The 17,905-nt window shown below is 52.0% G+C and carries 23 protein-coding genes; 7 read left to right on the top strand and 16 right to left on the bottom strand.

What is annotated here, in order from left to right; genetic code table 11:
• Window positions 1–61: 61 nt before the first annotated feature.
• Both coaE and B7989_RS05250 read right to left on the bottom strand, forming a co-directional pair.
• Window positions 62–628, bottom strand: a complete 567-nt coding sequence (coaE, locus tag B7989_RS05255; protein WP_088627516.1) for a dephospho-CoA kinase — start codon at window positions 626–628, stop codon at window positions 62–64.
• Entirely contained in the window at window positions 628–1,497 is an 870-nt protein-coding gene (locus tag B7989_RS05250; RefSeq protein WP_088627515.1) for a DMT family transporter, read from the bottom strand. The genes coaE and B7989_RS05250 overlap by 1 nt, the downstream gene beginning before the upstream one ends.
• An 82-nt stretch (window positions 1,498–1,579) precedes the next feature.
• Here B7989_RS05250 and mscL point away from each other — a divergent pair, with 82 nt between their 5' ends.
• A complete protein-coding gene (mscL, locus tag B7989_RS05245; protein ID WP_088627514.1) occupies window positions 1,580–2,023 on the top strand; it encodes a large-conductance mechanosensitive channel protein MscL in 444 nt (147 codons plus the stop codon).
• A 146-nt stretch (window positions 2,024–2,169) separates the two neighbouring features.
• Here the strand turns inward: mscL and B7989_RS05240 are convergent, their stop codons facing one another.
• Genes B7989_RS05240 through B7989_RS05225 form a run of 4 tightly spaced genes read right to left on the bottom strand, consistent with a single transcriptional unit; the run spans window position 2,170 to window position 6,571 of the window.
• Window positions 2,170–3,375 carry a DNA replication/repair protein RecF gene (locus B7989_RS05240; RefSeq protein ID WP_088627513.1) on the bottom strand — a complete coding sequence of 402 codons (1,206 nt, stop codon included), beginning with the start codon at window positions 3,373–3,375 and terminating at the stop codon, window positions 2,170–2,172.
• Window positions 3,372–4,403, bottom strand: a complete 1,032-nt coding sequence (locus B7989_RS05235) for a hypothetical protein (protein WP_088627512.1) — start codon at window positions 4,401–4,403, stop codon at window positions 3,372–3,374. The genes B7989_RS05240 and B7989_RS05235 overlap by 4 nt, the downstream gene beginning before the upstream one ends.
• Window positions 4,403–6,016, bottom strand: a complete 1,614-nt coding sequence (locus B7989_RS05230; RefSeq protein WP_088627511.1) for a hypothetical protein — start codon at window positions 6,014–6,016, stop codon at window positions 4,403–4,405. Before B7989_RS05230 ends, B7989_RS05235 begins: the two co-directional genes overlap by 1 nt.
• Window positions 6,017–6,019: 3 nt before the next feature.
• A complete protein-coding gene (locus B7989_RS05225) occupies window positions 6,020–6,571 on the bottom strand; it encodes an outer membrane lipoprotein carrier protein LolA (RefSeq protein ID WP_233144256.1) in 552 nt (183 codons plus the stop codon).
• A 212-nt stretch (window positions 6,572–6,783) separates the two neighbouring features.
• Between B7989_RS05225 and B7989_RS05220 the strand changes: the two genes are divergently transcribed.
• Window positions 6,784–7,923 (top strand): hypothetical protein, encoded by a 1,140-nt coding sequence (locus B7989_RS05220; protein ID WP_088627509.1) that lies wholly within the window; start codon window positions 6,784–6,786, stop codon window positions 7,921–7,923.
• 50 nt (window positions 7,924–7,973) lie between these two features.
• Window positions 7,974–8,189 carry a hypothetical protein gene (locus B7989_RS13840; RefSeq protein ID WP_144264970.1) on the top strand — a complete coding sequence of 72 codons (216 nt, stop codon included), beginning with the start codon at window positions 7,974–7,976 and terminating at the stop codon, window positions 8,187–8,189.
• 162 nt (window positions 8,190–8,351) lie between these two features.
• Here the strand turns inward: B7989_RS13840 and B7989_RS05215 are convergent, their stop codons facing one another.
• Window positions 8,352–9,404, bottom strand: coding sequence for a hypothetical protein (locus tag B7989_RS05215; protein ID WP_088627508.1), 1,053 nt, complete (start codon window positions 9,402–9,404; stop codon window positions 8,352–8,354).
• 152 nt (window positions 9,405–9,556) lie between these two features.
• Here B7989_RS05215 and B7989_RS05210 point away from each other — a divergent pair, with 152 nt between their 5' ends.
• Window positions 9,557–10,987 (top strand): glycogen synthase, encoded by a 1,431-nt coding sequence (locus B7989_RS05210; protein WP_088627507.1) that lies wholly within the window; start codon window positions 9,557–9,559, stop codon window positions 10,985–10,987.
• Between the two features lie 325 nt (window positions 10,988–11,312).
• Window positions 11,313–12,344, top strand: a complete 1,032-nt coding sequence (locus tag B7989_RS05200; RefSeq protein ID WP_073053476.1) for a tyrosine-type recombinase/integrase — start codon at window positions 11,313–11,315, stop codon at window positions 12,342–12,344.
• A gap of 29 nt (window positions 12,345–12,373) precedes the next feature.
• Here the strand turns inward: B7989_RS05200 and B7989_RS13835 are convergent, their stop codons facing one another.
• The 9 genes from B7989_RS13835 to B7989_RS05160 all read right to left on the bottom strand — a co-directional run bounded on the left by B7989_RS13835 (window position 12,374) and on the right by B7989_RS05160 (window position 16,824).
• On the bottom strand, window positions 12,374–12,901 hold the full coding sequence (locus B7989_RS13835) for a hypothetical protein (protein ID WP_143154615.1): 528 nt from the start codon (window positions 12,899–12,901) through the stop codon (window positions 12,374–12,376).
• A 21-nt stretch (window positions 12,902–12,922) separates the two neighbouring features.
• Window positions 12,923–13,255: a hypothetical protein gene (locus B7989_RS05195; protein ID WP_073053478.1), complete on the bottom strand. Its 333-nt coding sequence runs from the start codon at window positions 13,253–13,255 to the stop codon at window positions 12,923–12,925.
• Window positions 13,256–13,318: 63 nt separating this feature from the next.
• Window positions 13,319–13,585, bottom strand: a complete 267-nt coding sequence (locus tag B7989_RS05190; protein ID WP_073324065.1) for a hypothetical protein — start codon at window positions 13,583–13,585, stop codon at window positions 13,319–13,321.
• Window positions 13,569–13,886 carry a hypothetical protein gene (locus B7989_RS05185; RefSeq protein ID WP_088627505.1) on the bottom strand — a complete coding sequence of 106 codons (318 nt, stop codon included), beginning with the start codon at window positions 13,884–13,886 and terminating at the stop codon, window positions 13,569–13,571. Before B7989_RS05185 ends, B7989_RS05190 begins: the two co-directional genes overlap by 17 nt.
• A gap of 48 nt (window positions 13,887–13,934) precedes the next feature.
• A complete protein-coding gene (locus B7989_RS05180; RefSeq protein WP_073324061.1) occupies window positions 13,935–14,201 on the bottom strand; it encodes a hypothetical protein in 267 nt (88 codons plus the stop codon).
• A gap of 123 nt (window positions 14,202–14,324) precedes the next feature.
• On the bottom strand, window positions 14,325–15,308 hold the full coding sequence (locus tag B7989_RS05175) for a hypothetical protein (RefSeq protein WP_088627504.1): 984 nt from the start codon (window positions 15,306–15,308) through the stop codon (window positions 14,325–14,327).
• Window positions 15,309–15,319: 11 nt separating this feature from the next.
• Window positions 15,320–16,171 (bottom strand): phage recombination protein Bet, encoded by an 852-nt coding sequence (gene bet, locus B7989_RS05170; protein WP_073324057.1) that lies wholly within the window; start codon window positions 16,169–16,171, stop codon window positions 15,320–15,322.
• Window positions 16,172–16,193: 22 nt separating this feature from the next.
• Window positions 16,194–16,604, bottom strand: coding sequence for a hypothetical protein (locus B7989_RS05165; protein WP_073324055.1), 411 nt, complete (start codon window positions 16,602–16,604; stop codon window positions 16,194–16,196).
• 37 nt (window positions 16,605–16,641) lie between these two features.
• The gene (locus tag B7989_RS05160) at window positions 16,642–16,824 is read right to left on the bottom strand and encodes a hypothetical protein (RefSeq protein WP_073324054.1); all 183 of its coding nucleotides are present in this window, start codon (window positions 16,822–16,824) and stop codon (window positions 16,642–16,644) included.
• Between the two features lie 123 nt (window positions 16,825–16,947).
• Here B7989_RS05160 and B7989_RS05155 point away from each other — a divergent pair, with 123 nt between their 5' ends.
• Window positions 16,948–17,271, top strand: coding sequence for a helix-turn-helix transcriptional regulator (locus tag B7989_RS05155; protein ID WP_073324052.1), 324 nt, complete (start codon window positions 16,948–16,950; stop codon window positions 17,269–17,271).
• Between the two features lie 197 nt (window positions 17,272–17,468).
• Window positions 17,469–17,852 (top strand): hypothetical protein, encoded by a 384-nt coding sequence (locus tag B7989_RS05150; RefSeq protein ID WP_144264969.1) that lies wholly within the window; start codon window positions 17,469–17,471, stop codon window positions 17,850–17,852.
• Window positions 17,853–17,905: the final 53 nt, after the last annotated feature.

Here is a 17,905-nt window from a genome sequence, read left to right as displayed (position 1 = left end):
TTCATACTCAAGAATCTTTTTTGTCACACTGATTCGAATTTGCTAACGCAAATTCATTTTTTTACAATATATTTTTAATTGCATTCTGCAATTGCGCTTCGTCGCCGGAATTGTCTATAAAGCGGATTTTCTTGCCCGGGAAAAGGCGAATCCATTCGTCTTCCCTTTCTTTGGCGGCTTGCAATTCAATACGGCGTTCCGCATCGTCTTCGCTAAAGCCGCGATTTTCAATCAGGCGGTTCTTGCGGACATCCCGGGCAGCACTCACCACCCAAATTTCATCGAGTTCGGCCACCAATTCGGGAACATTCTCGAACAAGGCCGCCTCGACAAAAGCCGGATTCGCACGGAGCAGGTACTGAGTCAGCGCCGGGTACACTAACGATTCCAAGCGCTTTCTTGCCGTCGAATCGCTAAAGACCAAATTCGCCATGCGCGTGCGGCTCACGCCCTTTTCGGTCAGCATGTCCTCGCCGAATTCCTTGGCAATCGCCGCTCGAAGATTCTTGTCGTCACGGTACAAGTGATGCACCGCCACATCCGCGTCAATCACACGGATTTTACGGTCGCGCAAAATGCGACCGACCAGCGACTTTCCTGCACCAATTGTACCTGTAATACCAATCATTACTTACCGAGAGCGATTAGACAAATACCCAAAATCACGCCGAGCAGGGCGACAAACTTCATCTTGCTCTTGCGTTCCTTGAAAAGTAGTAAACCAGCAAAGAACGAAATCAGCACGCTAGAGCGGCGGAACACCGTAATAATCGAAATCAAGGCGTCAGGGTCACTCACTGCCACAAAATAGCAGCGGTCCGCCACAATCAGGAGTACCGCCACCAAGACCATGGACCAGCGGAATTTAAAGGGAGTCGTTTTGTGCCGCGTCGGAAACCAGGTGACCGCGCAAATGGCAAACTGCCAGAGAGCCATGTAAATGCTGAACCACACCTGAACCGTAAGCGGGTCAAAGTTCATGCGCTGCAGAATGAACTTGTCGTACACGCCGCTACAAGCCGCCAAGAGCGTACCCAGCACCATGCAGATTACCCAGCCGTTGCTGAAGAAACGCCCCATTTCTTTACGACCCGCAAGGCTTAAGCCCACATAAGAGCAGATACAAATGGCAACACCTATCCACTGGAGCGCAAAGGGGCGTTCGCCCATAAAAGTCACGGCAATAAAAATCGTAAATACGGGCGCAAGCGCGCGAATCGTTGTCGCGATACTCAAGGGCAAATGGGCCAGCGCGTTATAAGTCAAAATCCAGCTGCCGCCCACAATGGCCGCCTTCCCGAACAAGTAAACATGACTTTGCAAAGGCAAGGATTCGCAATGCCCTGTCAAAAGGAGCGGACTCATAAAGAGGGCGTAAAAAGCACTGCAAAAGAACAGCGTCACACGGACGGCATTGTCCTGAACCGACTTTTTCTTGGCGAGGTCATAACACCCCAAAAAGAACGCCGAAAGTAAAGCTAAAACGAACCACGACATAGCGTGCAAAATTTAGAAAACCCTCTTGCCAAAGCGATATTTTAAACATATTTTTATCTTAACTTTAACAAAAGGATCCAATATGGGAATCAAAGGTAAAGCATCGTCCCTGCTCGAAGAATTCAAAGCCTTCGCGTTCAAGGGTAACATCGTCGATATGGCTATCGGTGTGATCATCGGTGGTGCATTCGGCAAAATCGTCACTTCCTTCGTTAACGACATCGTTATGCCGTGCGTTACCGCCATTATCGCCATGGGCGGCGGCAAGGATGCTGGCGAAGGCCTCAAGGCTCTCGCATTCACGACGGCCGAAGGCGTGACCATTCCTTACGGAAGCTTCATTGGCGGCATCATCGACTTCCTCATTGTCGCCATCGTGGTGTTCATCGTCATGAAGAAGTTCCTCGGCTTCATGCAGAACATGCGTAAGCAGGAAGCAGAAGCCCCGGCCGCTCCTCCGGCACCTCCTGAACCGTCTGCCGAAGAAAAGCTCCTCACCGAAATCCGTGACTTGCTGAAGAAGTAATTTATACGGCAAAGCCGCTTTTACCAGAACTTAGTTGGTAGAGCTTAGAGAGTCGCCTTTGGCGACTCTTTATTTATTCCATTACCAAGTCTAAGCTCCCGCCTAAAGGTAGCTAACGGTAAATTCTAAGTTCTAAACTCTAAGCTCTAAGTTCTAAGCTCTATACTAGCTTCTGCAGTAAACGGCAATTCCTCTAGCTGCGGAGTCGCGATAATCACCTGGCAGGCTTTTTCACGGATGAGAGTCGCCACCGCATCGCGGCGGTTCACGTCGAGTTCTGCAAAAATGTCGTCCAGCAAAAGAATCGGTTTACTCAGGTAACGGGTCGCCACATCGACCGCGGCGAAACGCATGGCGACCGCGGCACAGCGGCACTGGCCTTGCGATCCGCAAGTGCGCATTTCGGAATCGCCAATGCATACGCCCAAGTCATCTTTATGCGGGCCCGAGAGCGTAATTCCCTGAATTTTCTCGGCAAATTCCAGGCCGGCAAGCTTACGGCGGTAAGCCTCGCGCAAGGCGTTTTCGTCAACCGAGCCGTCTTCGGCGGCACCCGATTCCGACGCGATATAGAGCGAGCCTTTATCGGCAGCCATCGCGGCCTTGTCCAGTTCGGAATCGTCCAGGAATTCCGCGCCATCGAGGGCGTCCAATTCCTTGAGAATCGAACTTTTGTAGGCGCAGGTGATTTCGTCTACCCCGCCCGAAAGCTTGCGGTAATAGCCGGTAATAATCGGCGAGATCTCTTTAGAAAGTTCAATGCGTGCGGCCCAGAGTTTGGCGCCCAAGTCTACCAGCTGTTCCGTAAGCACCGCCAACAGCTCATCGCCACCGGTGGCAAAGCCTTCGCGCTTGTACTGGCGCAGCCATTGGTTACGCTGTTGCAATATGCGGCGGTATCGCTTGAGTACCGAGGCATTTGCCTGCGAGCGGTAACAGAGAATTTCATCGAGCCAGTGCCTGCGTACTTCGGGCGCCCCGCGCAAAAGTTCAATATCCGAAGGCTGCATCACCACAGCCGGAATATTTCCAAAAAACGCCGTCGGAGACTTAAGGCTTTCCCCGTTTTCGCGCACGTCCGTGCTACGGCGGCCTACGCGAATGGCGCGCTTCGTTTCACGGTCTGCATCATTGAAAACGGCGCGCAGAATCAATTCATCGCCGTTCCAGGCAATCATTTCCTTTAAATCGCGCGCCCTAAACGAAAAACCTTGCGCAAGCAGATGCACCGATTCCAATATAGACGTCTTGCCACAACCGTTTGGCCCATGGACCACAGTGATTCCCGGCCCAAACTCTTGTTCAAAGCCAGACAAGCTGCGTACGCCGTCTATATAGATCCTTGAAATCACGGAATATAGCCCCGCAGGCCAAAGCTAAGCGGAGTCCAGATTCCCGCTTCGGTTTCGTAAATCAGGGCGTAGTTCACGTCGAAGGGGTATTTCTTCTTGCCGATTCGAATCATGAACTTGTAGCCGGCACCCACCGTCCAGTCCAGGTCATCCATACCCACACGGAGCGTGCCGTCCGGAATCACTTCGCATTCAAAGCCCACACGCCCCGTCCATACGTGCAAATCGGGGTCAAAGGCCAGGAGCGTGTCGGCCACCTGGTAATCCAGCGCTTCCATCCAAGCATGCACGGGCAAGCCCGCAATCTTGGAACGGTAACCCACACCAATCTGCAGCACCTTCGGGCGTACGCCCTCGGTACTTTCTACAGAGTTGTCGGTACTGGTATTCTTACTCCACCTGGCAGACAGGTTCTTGCTAAAGCTCAAGTTGCGAATCACCACGGACGTCGACCACTTTTCGTTCCACTGCCTGATCCAGCTCAAGTTGATCGTCACCGGACTGCGGTAATCATCGACTACTTCAGCGACGCCTTCGTAGTATTCCGAAATGTCCATGTTGTCGTAGCTCATCGAGAACGACAAGCCGAAAGCATCGCGACGCGTGGCACGGTAAGCAAGGCCCAAATACATCATGGTAAAGTAAGGCGTTGCCGTCCCCATGGTTTCATCGTCTTCGTTAATCACGTCGAAGTTCAAGTCACCACGGTAAAGCATCGCAAAGCCAATACCCATGCGCCTACCCACCGGGCCTTCCAGGCCAAGCGAGCCACCCATACGGTCCAGGTCGCGCTTTTCGGCGTTCAAGTTATAGCTCAAGTGTTCCCTAAAGCCAAGAATAGCCGGGTTCCAGTAAGCCGCAGGCATCGACGCCGTATCTGCAGAACCCGTGTTACCACGGCCCAGTTCGCGCGTGCCCGCGCCCATACGTTCTACAAAGCCGTCAAAGCTACCCAGCGTCGCCTTCTTGCCAGCAAACGCAGAAGACGCAAGCAAAGTGATCACGAGAATGGACAGGATCTTCTTCATTACTTGTGCCCTCCCAAGGTCATCACCTTGCCCCAGCCAATATGGCCGTGGTTATCCTTGACGCGCACATAGTACACGCCCATGGTGCAGGGCCTGCCCGCCTTGTCCTTGCCATCCCAGAAGTCTTCCTTCGGGTTCGTACTGCGCGAAGCGTCCGCTCCACGCGGGACACTCTTTACAATCGTGCGGATCTTGCGCATGTCGTAACTGAACACATCAATCGTAATCTTGGAATCCTTGCCCACCTTGTAAGAGACAAGCGACTGGTCACCCGCCGTAATCACCGACGGCACCATGCGCACGGAACCCAAATCGTTTCCGAGTTTGGCGCGGTTCAAAATCGGGGTCCAAGTCTTGCCTGAATCCGCCGAAACAGAAATACCGTTGCCGTAGGTAGCAAGCGCAAGGCCAGTCACATTCTTGGCAAGCGGGAACGAGCAAATCGAAGTAATGCGGAAATCGCGGTCAATGGCACCGGTCGCATAGCCATAAAGCCATTCGCTCTTTCCGTCGTCATCCACGTCCCAAGCGCGAATCCCGGCAGAATCCAGTTTGAAGTATCCACTCACGTCACCGCCCGAAACGGCAACCGCCACAAAGGCCGTATTGCCGATAAAGGCTACGTCGCTCACGGTATAGTCGCCTTCGTCGTAAATATCCTTCTTCTGTTTCTTGCCAGCCGTATCCAAGAAATTCACCTTCGCAAAATCCTTGTCCCCTTCGCGGAGCACCCACAAGGCGCCCTTCATCGATTCCTTTTCCATGCGCGAGGTTTCGGCAATAATCGTCAGCGGGTCACCACCCATCCAAAGTCCCGTAACGCGGGCACTCGTATCAAGCGCCGTAGACGCCTTGGCCACCTTGCCGTCAGCGCTACGCTTCCAAAGTCCCTTGGAAGTCGCCATCCAGATGTCACCCGTTTCCGGATGCAGCTTGACATCGAAAATGCGCGGGTTCTTCTTGTCTTCCCACTTGTAATTCGACTTTGCCGAATCAAGCACACCCGTTTTCAGGTTCAACTGATACAAGCCATGCTTTGCTTTATTGCTAGACGCATCGTACAGGCCGAGGCCTGCTGCACCGCGGGCCATCCAAAGCTGTTTCTTGGAAGAATCATACGCAAAGCCGCTCACGGCATAGTACATGGCCGTATCCAAATCCGACAGCGCTTCGGGCACCTCCAGCGGAGTTTCATAAATATTGTCAATTCCGCCCACCCTGAAAATTCCCGTCGGCTGCAAATACTCGCCGTCATCGTCCAGGCCAAACATCGGCAGCACATAGCCAATCTTGCCGGCATAAACCGAGGGCGTCCTGCGGTGCTCCGCAAGCACGTCTCTAAAAATGCCATTCTGTGTCGCGGTTACCGAATCCGTCATCTGGTCCTGACGCGATTCCACAACCTGCACGCCGTTCGAACCTACCTTAAGTTCCAACAGCGTCACGCCACTATAAATATCGCCACGGGAGAACACCCACAATGTTCCCGTTTTTCCCGTTTCGCTCACATTCAGCGCACCGTTGCTGAACAAGGTCTCTGCCGCAAGCGCTCCCCCCACAAAGGTAAAGACAAGCGCCAAGGCATTCACGTATTTTCCGAACAGTCTATTCATAAATTACCGCATGTCGATTTCGTCTACGCCTTTCACCGGCTTGTACTTGAAGTCTTCGGGCTTCCAGGACTTGACCACCGAAAGGTTTATAATATTGTACCACGAGCCGTTACCGGAAGGGTCCACCGTATAAAGGCGCTTGGGCGAAAAATCCTTTTTCGAAAGCCAGACTTCCATCTGCGTAAACTGGCCCTTGTACTTGGAGGGGTCCAACTTCAGCACCCACAATTTTTGATTGTTGAATTCGCCTTCCGAGATTTCTTTCGCCTTGCAATTCAGGTACTTGAACAAAAGTTCAGAAGGGTGCAACGAACTTGACAAATCTTCGACCGACTTGATCAGCACCTGTTTTTGTTCCACATTGTGCTGCCACAGGCTTTCGCCGTCGCTATAGAACTTGATTCCAGCCATATCCAGCACAAAGCGGTCCCCTTCGGCCACCAAGAGTTTTCCGTTCTGCGAGGCGATATCCGGAGATTCCGCATAAAACACCTGCACTCTAAAATCAAGGTTCCACGCCTTACCCGACTTGAACCAAGCTTTGGATTTTTCCATGGCCTCGTCGGCGGATAAAGCGAAAACGCAATTCGCTGCAAGCGCCACTATAATTACAAACAGCCTAATTAGCCTAATGCGATCGAACATCTAGGAACCTCATTAACAGGAATATGGGCAAATTTACAAAAATCGCACACGCTGTATTTGGCTTTTTTGCCTAGATATTTCTATCTTTGCACAAGAAATTTCAAATCATATTGGAAACTGATATGCGCAAATTGATCATGCCACTGGTAATTTCCTCCTCCGCCACCCTGGCGCTCGCTGCAGACATCGAAGTCCACGGCGATGTGAATATGGACTATGCCAGCTACTTTGACCGCGATTTTGACCCCACGAACGCAGGAAACCAGGACATTGACCTTGCCCTGCATGCCCACCTCGACGAAAACATCTCTGTAGTCGTCATGGGAACTACGCACAGCACTTATATCGACCAGAACGGTGACCTCCAGGAATCCGAAGTCCGCCACGGTCTCGCCCGTTCCACCGCCATGGGTTCGGAAGGCCGCTACAACTCTTTCGACTTTGACGGCGTCCAGTTCCGCTGGGACGTGAGCCACGAAGTCACCCTTATTTTCGGTGACATGACTTACAGCGCAGGCGCATTCAACTACTACTTCTGGCGCGACGCTTCCCGCTACGCCGTCATTACCCGCGAAGAAAGCCTCCGCGGTTTCGGTGCCGAAGTCGGTAACGAAAAGTACGGCACGGGCGCCTTCTACTTGGGCGCTTCCGACGACACCGACCACACGCTTTCCATGTTCCTCACCTATGCGTTCCCGCTCTTGAACCATACTGACGAACACTTGATCATCAAGCCGAGCCTCGACTGGGTGTTCGGTTCTGACATCGGCCGTCCCTACACCTATGTGCTCGGTACCGAAGTCGACTACTCCAAGAGCTTCGAAAAGTTCAACTACGGCATCTACGCCGTTTGGGGCCTGCACCCCTACAAGGGCAAGGGCACACACTCCTTCTTGCTCGAACCCAGCATGAACTACGCCATCTTCAACTTGGGCGCCACGTTCTTCTACGCAATCGTCGACAAGGAATACGAAACGGCCCCGCAGCTCATGACCGAAGACCAGATGCTCTTCGCCGTCGAACCGAGCTTCAACATTCATAAGAAGTACACCCTGGGTGTTTCTTACGAATACCACGATCCGGACAAGGAAACCCACGGTGACGATTTCCAGTTCCTGGGCATGAACCACTACCTCTACCCCACCATGAACACCGAAATCGTTATCTGGTACGGTTACAACTTCACCGGCAAGCATAACAACGATACCCCGTTCGGCGAGGGCAGGTTCTCCCTCGGTTTGAGCGGCAAGGCTAGTTTTTAAGTAAATCGCACAACGATTAAAAGCCGGGCGACAAGCTCGGCTCTTTTTTTATGAAGGGGAAAGATTTCCCCTCGCTTCAGCCTCAACTCTGCCTGCTCCGCACGCTCACATGGCCTCGGCCTTCGGCCGACGAATGTTCGCTTAGCGGACAGGCATTCGTCGTGGCTTACACGACCCCTTCTAACGGGCTTCAAGCGCCAGCCCGTAACGCCTGGCTATCGCAGAGCCCTTCAAACCCACTGCAGGAACACCTGAACCAGTCCTAGACTTAATCTAGGATAACGCCCCGGTTGCTATTCTAGACTTGTACATCCAGCACAAAACTAGCCTTCATTTATTTTTCCACAAGCAAGAATCTTTAGATGCAAAAAAAAGAAAGGCGAGAGTAATCTCACCTTTCCAATTACGCTATAGAACCGAGCGGTCTATTACTGACCGAGGTACTTACGGCCGATACCGAATTCATCCTTGTATTCGATGTAGTCCGGCACGAAGGACTTCGGGAAAGAGAAGCTCACGTTCACAGAGCACTGGAATTCGTTCATCAGCTTGCCCTTGCCCTTGAAGCTCTGCTTCTTCTTTTCGATTTTTTCCTGACCCTTCTTGCCTACGAGCACTTCAGCTTCGCACCAGCCGCTGTTGCCCTTGGCAAAGACTTCTTCGCCAGAGGTAGAAACGAGCTTGATCTTGGAGGGGTCGAGTTCAGTGTTGTTACCCGTAGAAGCCCAGAACTGGAGTTCTGCAGAGAGAGAACCCGGAGCCATCTTGAGGGTAGGCATGGCCATCACGTAGCCCCACTTGTCCACGCGGCGGCTGACCGGTTCACCGATCTGTTCACCGAAGATCAAGAAGTAACCGCGAGTGCCCTTACGGCTCTTGTTCAGAGCGGCCTTCACGTCGGCATTTTCCGGAGCCATTTCGGCAATCTTCATAATCTGGTATTCGCTCACCACCGGGTCAGATTCGCCCACGGCTTCGGAGAGGTTCTTGGCAACGTAAGCGTTTTCAGCTTCGGTACGGATTGCCTTCACGGCTGCTTCGCCAGCGCCCTTGGCCTTGGCGGTCACGAGAGCGGTATCGATCTTTGCGAAAGCGTTCACGATGGTACCGTAGTCCATGCCTTCCTGAGAGGCCTGCATCTTACCGATGTTAGCAAGTGTCGTCACATATTCCTGAACAACTTCAGCGTTCTGGACTTCAGCCATGTTCACGGAAGCCTTGTCGAAGTATCCGTTGATAAGATCGCTGTTCAAGTCCTTCTTGGCTTCAGTTTCTGCAGCACGGACCAGAGCGAGCGTGAAATTATCATAGAATTCATCGGACATGCTACCCTTCTTCTTAGCCTCGAGGTAAGAATTGATAGCGTTGCGATAACGACCTTCCTTAAGGTGTTCGTCACCGCGCTTTTCGTTAGTACCCTTACAGCCGACCATCGTGAATGCGACGGCAGCAGCCAGAGAGGCGATAAAGAGTTTTTTCATTTGATTTTCCTTCAGCTGAGTGATTTTGTTTAGTAATAATACCTTTTTTCCCGAGAATTCTTTCCCCGAGATTATACTTTATAAAAATAATTAAATAAATTTATGTTAAACTTTATCTATAAGTAAAATTTTATTTGGAGTATTGAGCAGGAATGGACATCCTCGTCGTAAGCCCCGAAGCCGGAAATTGGCGCAAAACCAGCCCTCTGGCAACCGCGGTCAACCGCATGACCGACGCTTTCGCAAGCGCCGGCACCAAGGTGCTTACCTGTTCGCCGTTCTTCAAGAACCTGATGGTCGACGTGGGCAGCTACCACTGCGTATATACCGGTGTCGAAAAGCTCCAGAACAAGCCCTATGAAATCTGGGTGTCCGACAAGGACCCTTTGCACACATATATTTACAATGAGGAATATTTCGGCAGACCCTACGTCTACAGTCCGCCGCAAAGCGCCCCGTATGCCGACAACCACATCCGGTTCGCATTCCTCGCCTCGGCAGCCCTCGCCTACGCCGAAGAAACAAATTTTGAATGTGACGCCATTCTGGGTCACGAATGGGGCGGCGCCCTCGCTGGGGCTCTCGCCAAGACGACTTACAAGGAATACGCCGGCAGAATCCCGTTCTTCTTTACCGTCCACAACATCACCTACGATTTCCATATTCCCGCAAGCGAGATTGAAAAAATCGGTCTTCCGCGCAAGGACTACAATATGGACGGTTACGAATTCTGGGGCAAAGTCAGCCTTCTGAAGGTGGGTATCCTGTATGCCACCAAGGTGCTGTTCCCCTCGCCCGGCTACCGCGACGCCATGCTCAACACCAACCTCCCCGGTGGAATCAGCGGATTCCTGAACCGTAACGCCGACAAGTTAATCGGCGTGCAGTTCGGTGTGAGCTACCAGGTTTGGGACTTCAACATCCAAGAAAACCTTCCCATCAAAGAAGCCAAGGCCAAGGCCCGCGCCCGACTGCAGCAGAATCTGGGCGTAGACTTCGATGGCAAGATGGTTCTCTACGTGCACCTCGACGAAGAAGCCGGAAACACTTCCGAAACCCTCGCCACGATTCTTTCGGACATCGCGCGCCTCGACATTTTCATCATCGTGGGCATTTCGTCTTTGGACAACGAATGGAACTACTACAAGGACTTCGCACAGCAGTACCCCGACGTCATGTGCGTCCAGGACCTTGAATGCGACGACGACAACACGCAGATTCTCCGCGACACGCTGGCCGGTTCCGACGTCCTGTTCGCCGCAAACCTCCGCGAACCATCGTCATCCATCATCTTGAAAGCCATGGCCGCAGGCACACTTCCCTTGACGGGCCGCACCGTGGGCGTTTCGACAATGCTCACCAACTATTCGCTTGAAACCGCTGGCGAAGCAAACGCCTTCTTAGTCGATGACGCCAACGCGCCGCACCAGATGTTACGTTGTGCTAAAGACGCCGTAAACGTTTACAAGACCGAAGTGGCCGACTGGGACAAGTGCGTGGTAAACGCCTACAGTGGATTCCACTACGAATGGTGCAGGACCATTTCCAAATACCTGCTCATTTTCGGCGAACTCGGCCTTTAATACAACATTTTTCCCGAAAAAAGACTATATTTGGCCCATTATCGGGACTTTAGCTCAATTGGTTAGAGCAGCGGACTATCAACCCAGCCCCGAAAAATTTTCAGAAAGTACTCCATTGGAAGCCCGAAGGCAAAAGCCTCCGGGCCTTTTTCATCAGTAAAATCAAGGCTTCCGGCGCGATTTGGACTGTCTGTCGCGGTTCTCCATCGCTTGTAATGGTTTTTCCCGAAAGACGGGAGAAACCGCCAAAAATCGGGTATGATGTGAGACATTTGTGAGCTTTTTGTGAGCCGACTTTTAGGCAAATTTTAGTAGATTTGTTTGTATGAAAAGCTACAGCATATCGCAGCGGTACAAGTATCGCGGCAACCTTACATGGTACGGGAGAATCGCGGAGGATGGCGAGTTCTCCTACATAAGCCTTAAAACCAAGCGCAAGAGCGACGCACAGGAATGGCTGAACATGATGAACGCGGCCAGGTTCATGCCCGAGGAAATCCGCCGCAAGCTCATGCCGAAGGACAGGGGCTTCGACGAGGCGCTCCCGAAGTTCCTGGATTCCGTCGCGGCGTCCAAGGGCGACGACTCCAAGACTCACCTCGCTTACAAGTACCGACTCAAGACATTCAGGGAATGGCTTGACGCAAACGGCATCAAGACGCTCATGCGCTTCGATGCCGAACAGGCGACGAACTGGGCGGTGTGGCTGTCCGAAAGGTACGCGCCCAAGTCCCAGCACGAAATGGTGCGCTGCACAAGCCAGTTCTGCCAGTGGGCGGCTAAGATTTACGACCTGGGCGACTACAACCCGTTCCGCGACGTGGCGTTCCCCAAGGTTCCGAAACGCGCCAAGGCGTTCTGGACTCCCGACCAGATTGAAAAAATTCTCGACAACGCGCCCGACCCGGAATTTAGACTGTTCTGGTCGGTCATGGCTTTCGCTGGTTTGCGTCATGCGGAGGCTTGCCGATTTGGACCGTCGTGCATCCAGGAGGACGGAAAGATGCGCGTCGTCGGCAAAGGCGACAAGGAAGCGTTCCTCCCGATTAGCGACCGCCTCAAGGCGGAAATCAAGCGCTACGGCAAGCTGAAAGACGGCATGTTCGCGACAGCCCGTTTCGACCATGCGGACAGGTGCAACGAAACGCTGCGAATTGCAGTGGAAGCTGCGGGATATAAGAGCGACGATGCGACAAATCACAAGTGGAGACACTCTTTCGCCTCCAACCTTATCCGTTCCGGCGTTGGCCCGAAAATCGTCCAGCAGTTGATGCGCCATGAAGACGTGCGCCAGACTTTGGACACCTACAGTCACCTGCTGCAAGACGACCTGGAAAAGGCTCTCAACAAGAAATAAAAAAGGCTCGCGAAAGCGAGCTTATTTTGCTATAAATGCGTCGGTCCGTTCTCGACGCAATAACCTTTTTTATATTCCCCTGTATTTGAGCAGACACCCCTTATGTTCGATGCAACAACATAAAAAACTTGTTCATTAAATTTGACATACCTATAATTCACTGATGGAACCTTGAAATCATGGGAGGAATAACAGGTGCACTTGGAAGCCTCTTGCACATTTACATAAGAAATAAACAGAGTATCATCTACAAAATCTAAAGCTACATCAGCGGAAACGTCACAATAATCTAAAGCGTAAAGAGTCAAGTCAAAGCAACCTCTGCAATCGCCTAAATAAACAGCTGAATGTTCACCATAACCAACAATTAGCGACGAAATCTTCTTCTCAATATCCGACGAACTGGATGAGGAAGCGTCCGCACACTTTCCACGAACCACCGAAGTATATAGCGTAGGATTCTTTTCTTCCGACGAACTGGATGCGGAATCACTGCATCCGACAAGAAGTTCTAAAGATATTGCAAAGAGGATGGGAAAAAGAATGTTTGTTTTCATTTCTTTATAAATTACAAAAAATCACCGTTTGACATTCTTTTCAACGGTGTCGAAGCACTGTTTCAGCATCAGCTCCGCAGCCTTATGCACATCGCCGTTTATCTTTTTCAAGAAGGAAACGGTTTTTGTTTTAAAGTTGTCTTCAAACTTTCCGTCAAGAACATCGGGCCATTTGCCGATTTTCAAATCAACTGCGAAGGTCTTGCCGAGCGTGACAGCTTCCTTCTTTAGGTTGCCTCCCAGTTCGCGATAATGCGCTTTTGTCTTTCGAGCCAAAGCAGCCATCGCGAAACCCAAATCCAAGTCGTTCGGATTCACCAAGTAGTTTCTCAATGCGTGTTCAATCTCGACCATGACCCAAAAATAGAAAAGGCCCCGGCATGAGCCAGGGCCTTCGTGCGTCAAGGAGGTATCTTCCTAAAATTCGTCCATCGTGAAGTGCGTCTTTCTCGCACAAACGGCGATGCCGCCGCTGGAAATGACATTGTTGAGCCATTCCTTCAACCTGGACTTGCTAAACCACATCGGAGTGCCGCGTCCGCCCGGCTGGTAAACTTCCAGCGGATAGACCAATTTGCCGTGGCGGCTTTTTGCCAACAGCTTGTCGAAAGTGGATGTCGCCATCCCGATAAAATTCCCAGCCTCGGTTCGGTCGAGAAATTCTTCATCAGCGATTATCTTCATCGGTACTCCTTTCACCATTCCTGGTGACGATATAATGCAGCGCGGCCACAAGTGGCAGCATAAAGTTTGACATGAGTCCAGACATGAACTTTTCATCATTAAACCCGAACTTTCGTGCTATCCCGCAGTAGCCCTTGGTAAGGCTCTCCGCAACGGCGAACTGCTTCGCCTCAAGCGGAAAGTCCTTCATGGACTCGTCGTCCAGCACGGTTTCCTTATAAATGCGACAGAGCGAGCGTAGGCTAAGCCCTGCATCTTCCATCACGATTATCTGTTCAAGTTCCTTTTCCAGTCTGTCCATCTTCGATTCAATCCATCTAGGCCACCGCCTGCACCATGCAGCGGTCGGCTAAATCTTCACCTTGTTCCAGGAGACGTTCTCGCCTCCCTCGTAAACGAAATACTCCTTCGAGTTCACGCGTTCGTCGTCAATCTTTTCATAGACGCTGAACTTTATCCGTTCCTCAAGTGCGACGCCCGTACATTCCTTTACGACAGCTGCCATCCAGCGCAGAACGTGCGCATGGTCGTCGCAGGTAATCTTGAGTTCCGAAACGGTCACGCCCGGTACATTTGCGAAGGTTTCTTCGAACCTTCCTCTTGCTTCGTATGTCATTTGTTTTTTCCTTTATGTTTATTGGTTGTTGGATTTCTTAACTGTTGTTAGTCAAAGAAAGAACGCTGGCGATTCGCGCACCAGCAGCGCCGCAGCTTGGGTTAGAAAAAGCTGCGAGTTTTCTTAGTAAACAAACCGCACATGGCGCACTTTCCCGTGCACTATGTCCGTAACGAGCTGCTTCGCGGCGGCTTCGTCAAGTCCGTAGTTCATCAGGTCTTCGAGTGCTTCCCGATTCGCCATGCGTCGGTATTGGCGTTCGTCGTCCGGGAAAAGCATCGCCTCGCGTGTCGCCTTGGCATCAGCCTCCCCGAAATCGACATTGGTCAATTTCTGTGCTTCCGCAGCTTCGCGCTTGGCCGCTTCCGCCTCGCGTTTTGCCGTTTCCGCTTCTTCTTGCGCCTTGCGCAGTTTTTCTTCCGTTTCGCGTTTCTCGGCTTCCGCCTTTTCACGCGCCGCCTTTTCAAAGTCCGCCTGACTCGCCCTCAAGCGTTCCAGTTCAGCTTTCTCCGCCTCCTGTTTCTCTGCGCTGGCGAGGATGCCGTTGACCTGGCGCCTCGCGTCGTTGATGGCGTCCATCGCTTCCTGGTAGCTTTCGTCCCAGTACTTGGCGTCGTGAACATGAGCTTCGATGGCCTCAAGCACCTGCCTGCACCCTTCGGAATTGCAGCCGATGGCCGTCGCGGGAATGTTGGAAATCTCCACGATTTCCTGCTGTCTAGCCTCGATTTCCCTGATGGGCGCCATGACCTCCTTCTGGAGCATTTCGAGCGTTTCCTTCACAAGCCGCCGCGTTTCATCGACGCGCTTGGGCTTCGCCTTGAGTTCCTTGGCGACCTGTGCGCCCCTGTCCTCGATGGCGGTCTTGAGCTTCGCGAGCTTGGCGTTCATCGCCTTGCGGGCCTTGAACCCTTCCTCGGTGTGAACGTCGGCAATCAGCCCACGCGCAATCTTCTTGACCTGGTTGAGCATCGGGACAAAGTTCTTCTTGTCCAGGAAAAGCGCCTCCGGGTCCATGCAGTCCGTCTTGACCGCGAACTGTTTTCCCTCGTCGATAAGGACGAGCGCGTTGGGATTCTTTTCTTCCATCACTTCTTCGGTTTCCATCGTCGCCTCCATTAGAACTCCACCTCCTGCATCATTCCGGCCTCCACGCGCTTCGCCTCGCGGTAGAATCCGTCAATCTGGTCAAGGCCCAGTTCTTCCAGGCTGCGGCAGTTGTACGCCTTGAGCGTGTCCTTAATCGCGGCGGGAATCATCTTGTTGCACACCTCGATGAATTTCGCCTTGCGGTCGCCCGTGTGTTCCTGCGGCTGCTGTTCCGGCTTCGGGGCTTCCGCCCTTTCCACCGCTTCCTCAATCTTGATTTCCTTTTCAGGGTCAAGTCCCTGTTCCGGCGAAAGCTCCGCGCTCTCATAGGGCATCCCGCCGAACTCTACGGGGAAAGCGAGGCGGAACGCACGCGCAATCGCGACCTTCTCAAGCATGACCCTGGGCTTGCTCTGCCACATGGAATTGCCCTGGTCGTACTCGCTGAAAAACACCTCGCACTTGACGGGAACCTTCCTGTCCTTGCGGAAAACGCGGCAGATGCAGCTCACGTCCCCGTCCTTGGGAACCAGCGCATCCACGCTGTAGTTGCCGTTCTTGCCACTCTTGGTGGACTTGCCCCTGACGAACTCGCCGCGCCATTCCGTCTCGTAGCCGTCGTAGTTGGGGTTCATTTCGGCACGCTTGAGGTACACTTCGTACCCCGTGACGATGCTCATCGTCTTTCCGCCGTCGCGATTGTTGTACGTGACGGCATAAACTTCTTTCTTCCACGGGTTCAGCCCGAACGCCATGGAAACCGCGAGGAACTGCTTGACCTGGTGGTCGTTGAGACCCGGCGTCGTCGCGGTGAGGTAGTCAAGCAGCAGGGCGTCGTTGACCTGCTGCGGATTGGATTGTGTAGCTATTGCATTATTCATAGTTGTTGGTTTCCCTTTGTTGTTAGTAGTTGTTCATTTGTTGTCCCTTCGACAGGGTTTTTAGCCTTGCCGCCACGTAGTTCGTGACCGCCCCTTTCCAGTTCATAATCGTCATGCCCTCACGCGTTTTCCCTCCCCTAGAAAGCGTAATCTCCAGCCACTCGCGTCCCAGCGCGTCGTCGAGGTGCTTTTCCGCGCAGAAGTCGTAAAGTTCCTCGGTCGTCGGCAATCGCGGCGGCTGTACTTTCCTAATCTCATGTCCGTGTTTTTCGTGTCCAGCCAGGGCGTTCGCCCTGTTGACCTCGCTGCGCTGCTGGATTCTCTCGCTGGAACATTTCACCATGAACGCCCCGAAACTGTCGCCAGTCCCGTCAACATCCTCAAGTGCATCCATCGAATCCCTCACGTCGGCGATAATCTGTTCATCCGTCATTTTTCGGAAGTGCTTGATAAAGTCACTGAACGAAACCTTAGCCCAATATGGATTCGCCATGTTCAAAAGCCCTAAGTATCAAGGTTGAGGCAATGAGTCCCTGGCTCGCCGGGAAACCCTTTCGCTTGTTCTCGCTGGCCAGCTGCTCCAGGGCCTGCTTCGCCCGTGCCGTTATGCCGACCTGCCAAATTTTTTGCGTACCGTTTATTTTCTTTTGCATACTTTTCAATTTCTTTTGCCTTACATTCAAAATCTATTCAATTCTAAGCAAAAAATCAAGGGATTTTTTAAAAATTTTTTAAAAATTATTGAATACTGTGCAATTTTTGATTAAATTTATGGCATGAACGTTGAAAAATACCTTGACAGAACAAACAAGACGGCCAGCACCCTGGCCGACGAACTGGGACTCAACGCCTCAAGCGTCACCGCTTGGAAGAAAGGCAAGGCGACTCCCAGCTACGACATTTGCCAGAAACTACTGGAAATCGGCATGGGAATCGACGAGCTTTTCACTCCTGAACTTTGGGAGGCGATAAAGACTCGTCACGCTGCGGAGTTTCGGGGCGAGGTTGTGCTGACTCCGGAGGAATGCGCTCTAATCGTACGCAACGGGCTTCGCAGTCTGCGTCTAAAAGATGAAAGTTCTGAAGACCAACAAGGGTAATTTCCCCGTGTTCCTTTAGCTTAGGCATAAGCAGTCCTTTGGCCCTGTTCGGGGCCTTTTTTTGTGGGAACTTTTGCAAGTCGCAACGATTTGCAAACGCTTGAACCCAGGCATAACAAACGGGTTCAAGTCGCGACAAAAACTTGCAACCCTATTATATCAGTAGTAGTAATAGGAGAATGATTAACAGTAGGAGTATGAGTAGGACTCACTCCGTAATTGTGGAGATATTGATATATAAAAACCTCATACTCAACTCACGCAACAGCGCGGTAAAAAAGGAAAATGAGCTTGAGGGCGATATAGATATCGAAGGGGATTTTTTCCGTCCCGACTTGAGCAGCGGAAAAAATAAAAAATTATTCTGTCAATTCGTGACACTTTCGAAAAATGCGAAATTTCGCAACTTTAGCCCCCCCCCCTGCAAGGTCGTGCAGCGTCTTGCACGCTATCCGGCGCCATCGGGTGAACATTTTAACGGCCCGGAGCAAAGAGGCGCTTGCAGCGTTTTGCACAGCGAACAAAAGCGAAACGGCGGGAACGGCTGCGATTGCTTGCGAATTGCAGAAGCTGTCAAGTGAGGCGCCTCCTTTTTTTTCACAAAATGCCAACTTTTGTTTGCACGGCAAAATGA

Origin of the sequence: Fibrobacter sp. UWB5, assembly GCF_002210295.1 — a bacterium.
GTDB lineage: Bacteria > Fibrobacterota > Fibrobacteria > Fibrobacterales > Fibrobacteraceae > Fibrobacter.
Note: the sequence above shows the minus strand (reverse complement) of the source record. Positions and strands in the feature narration are given on the sequence as shown.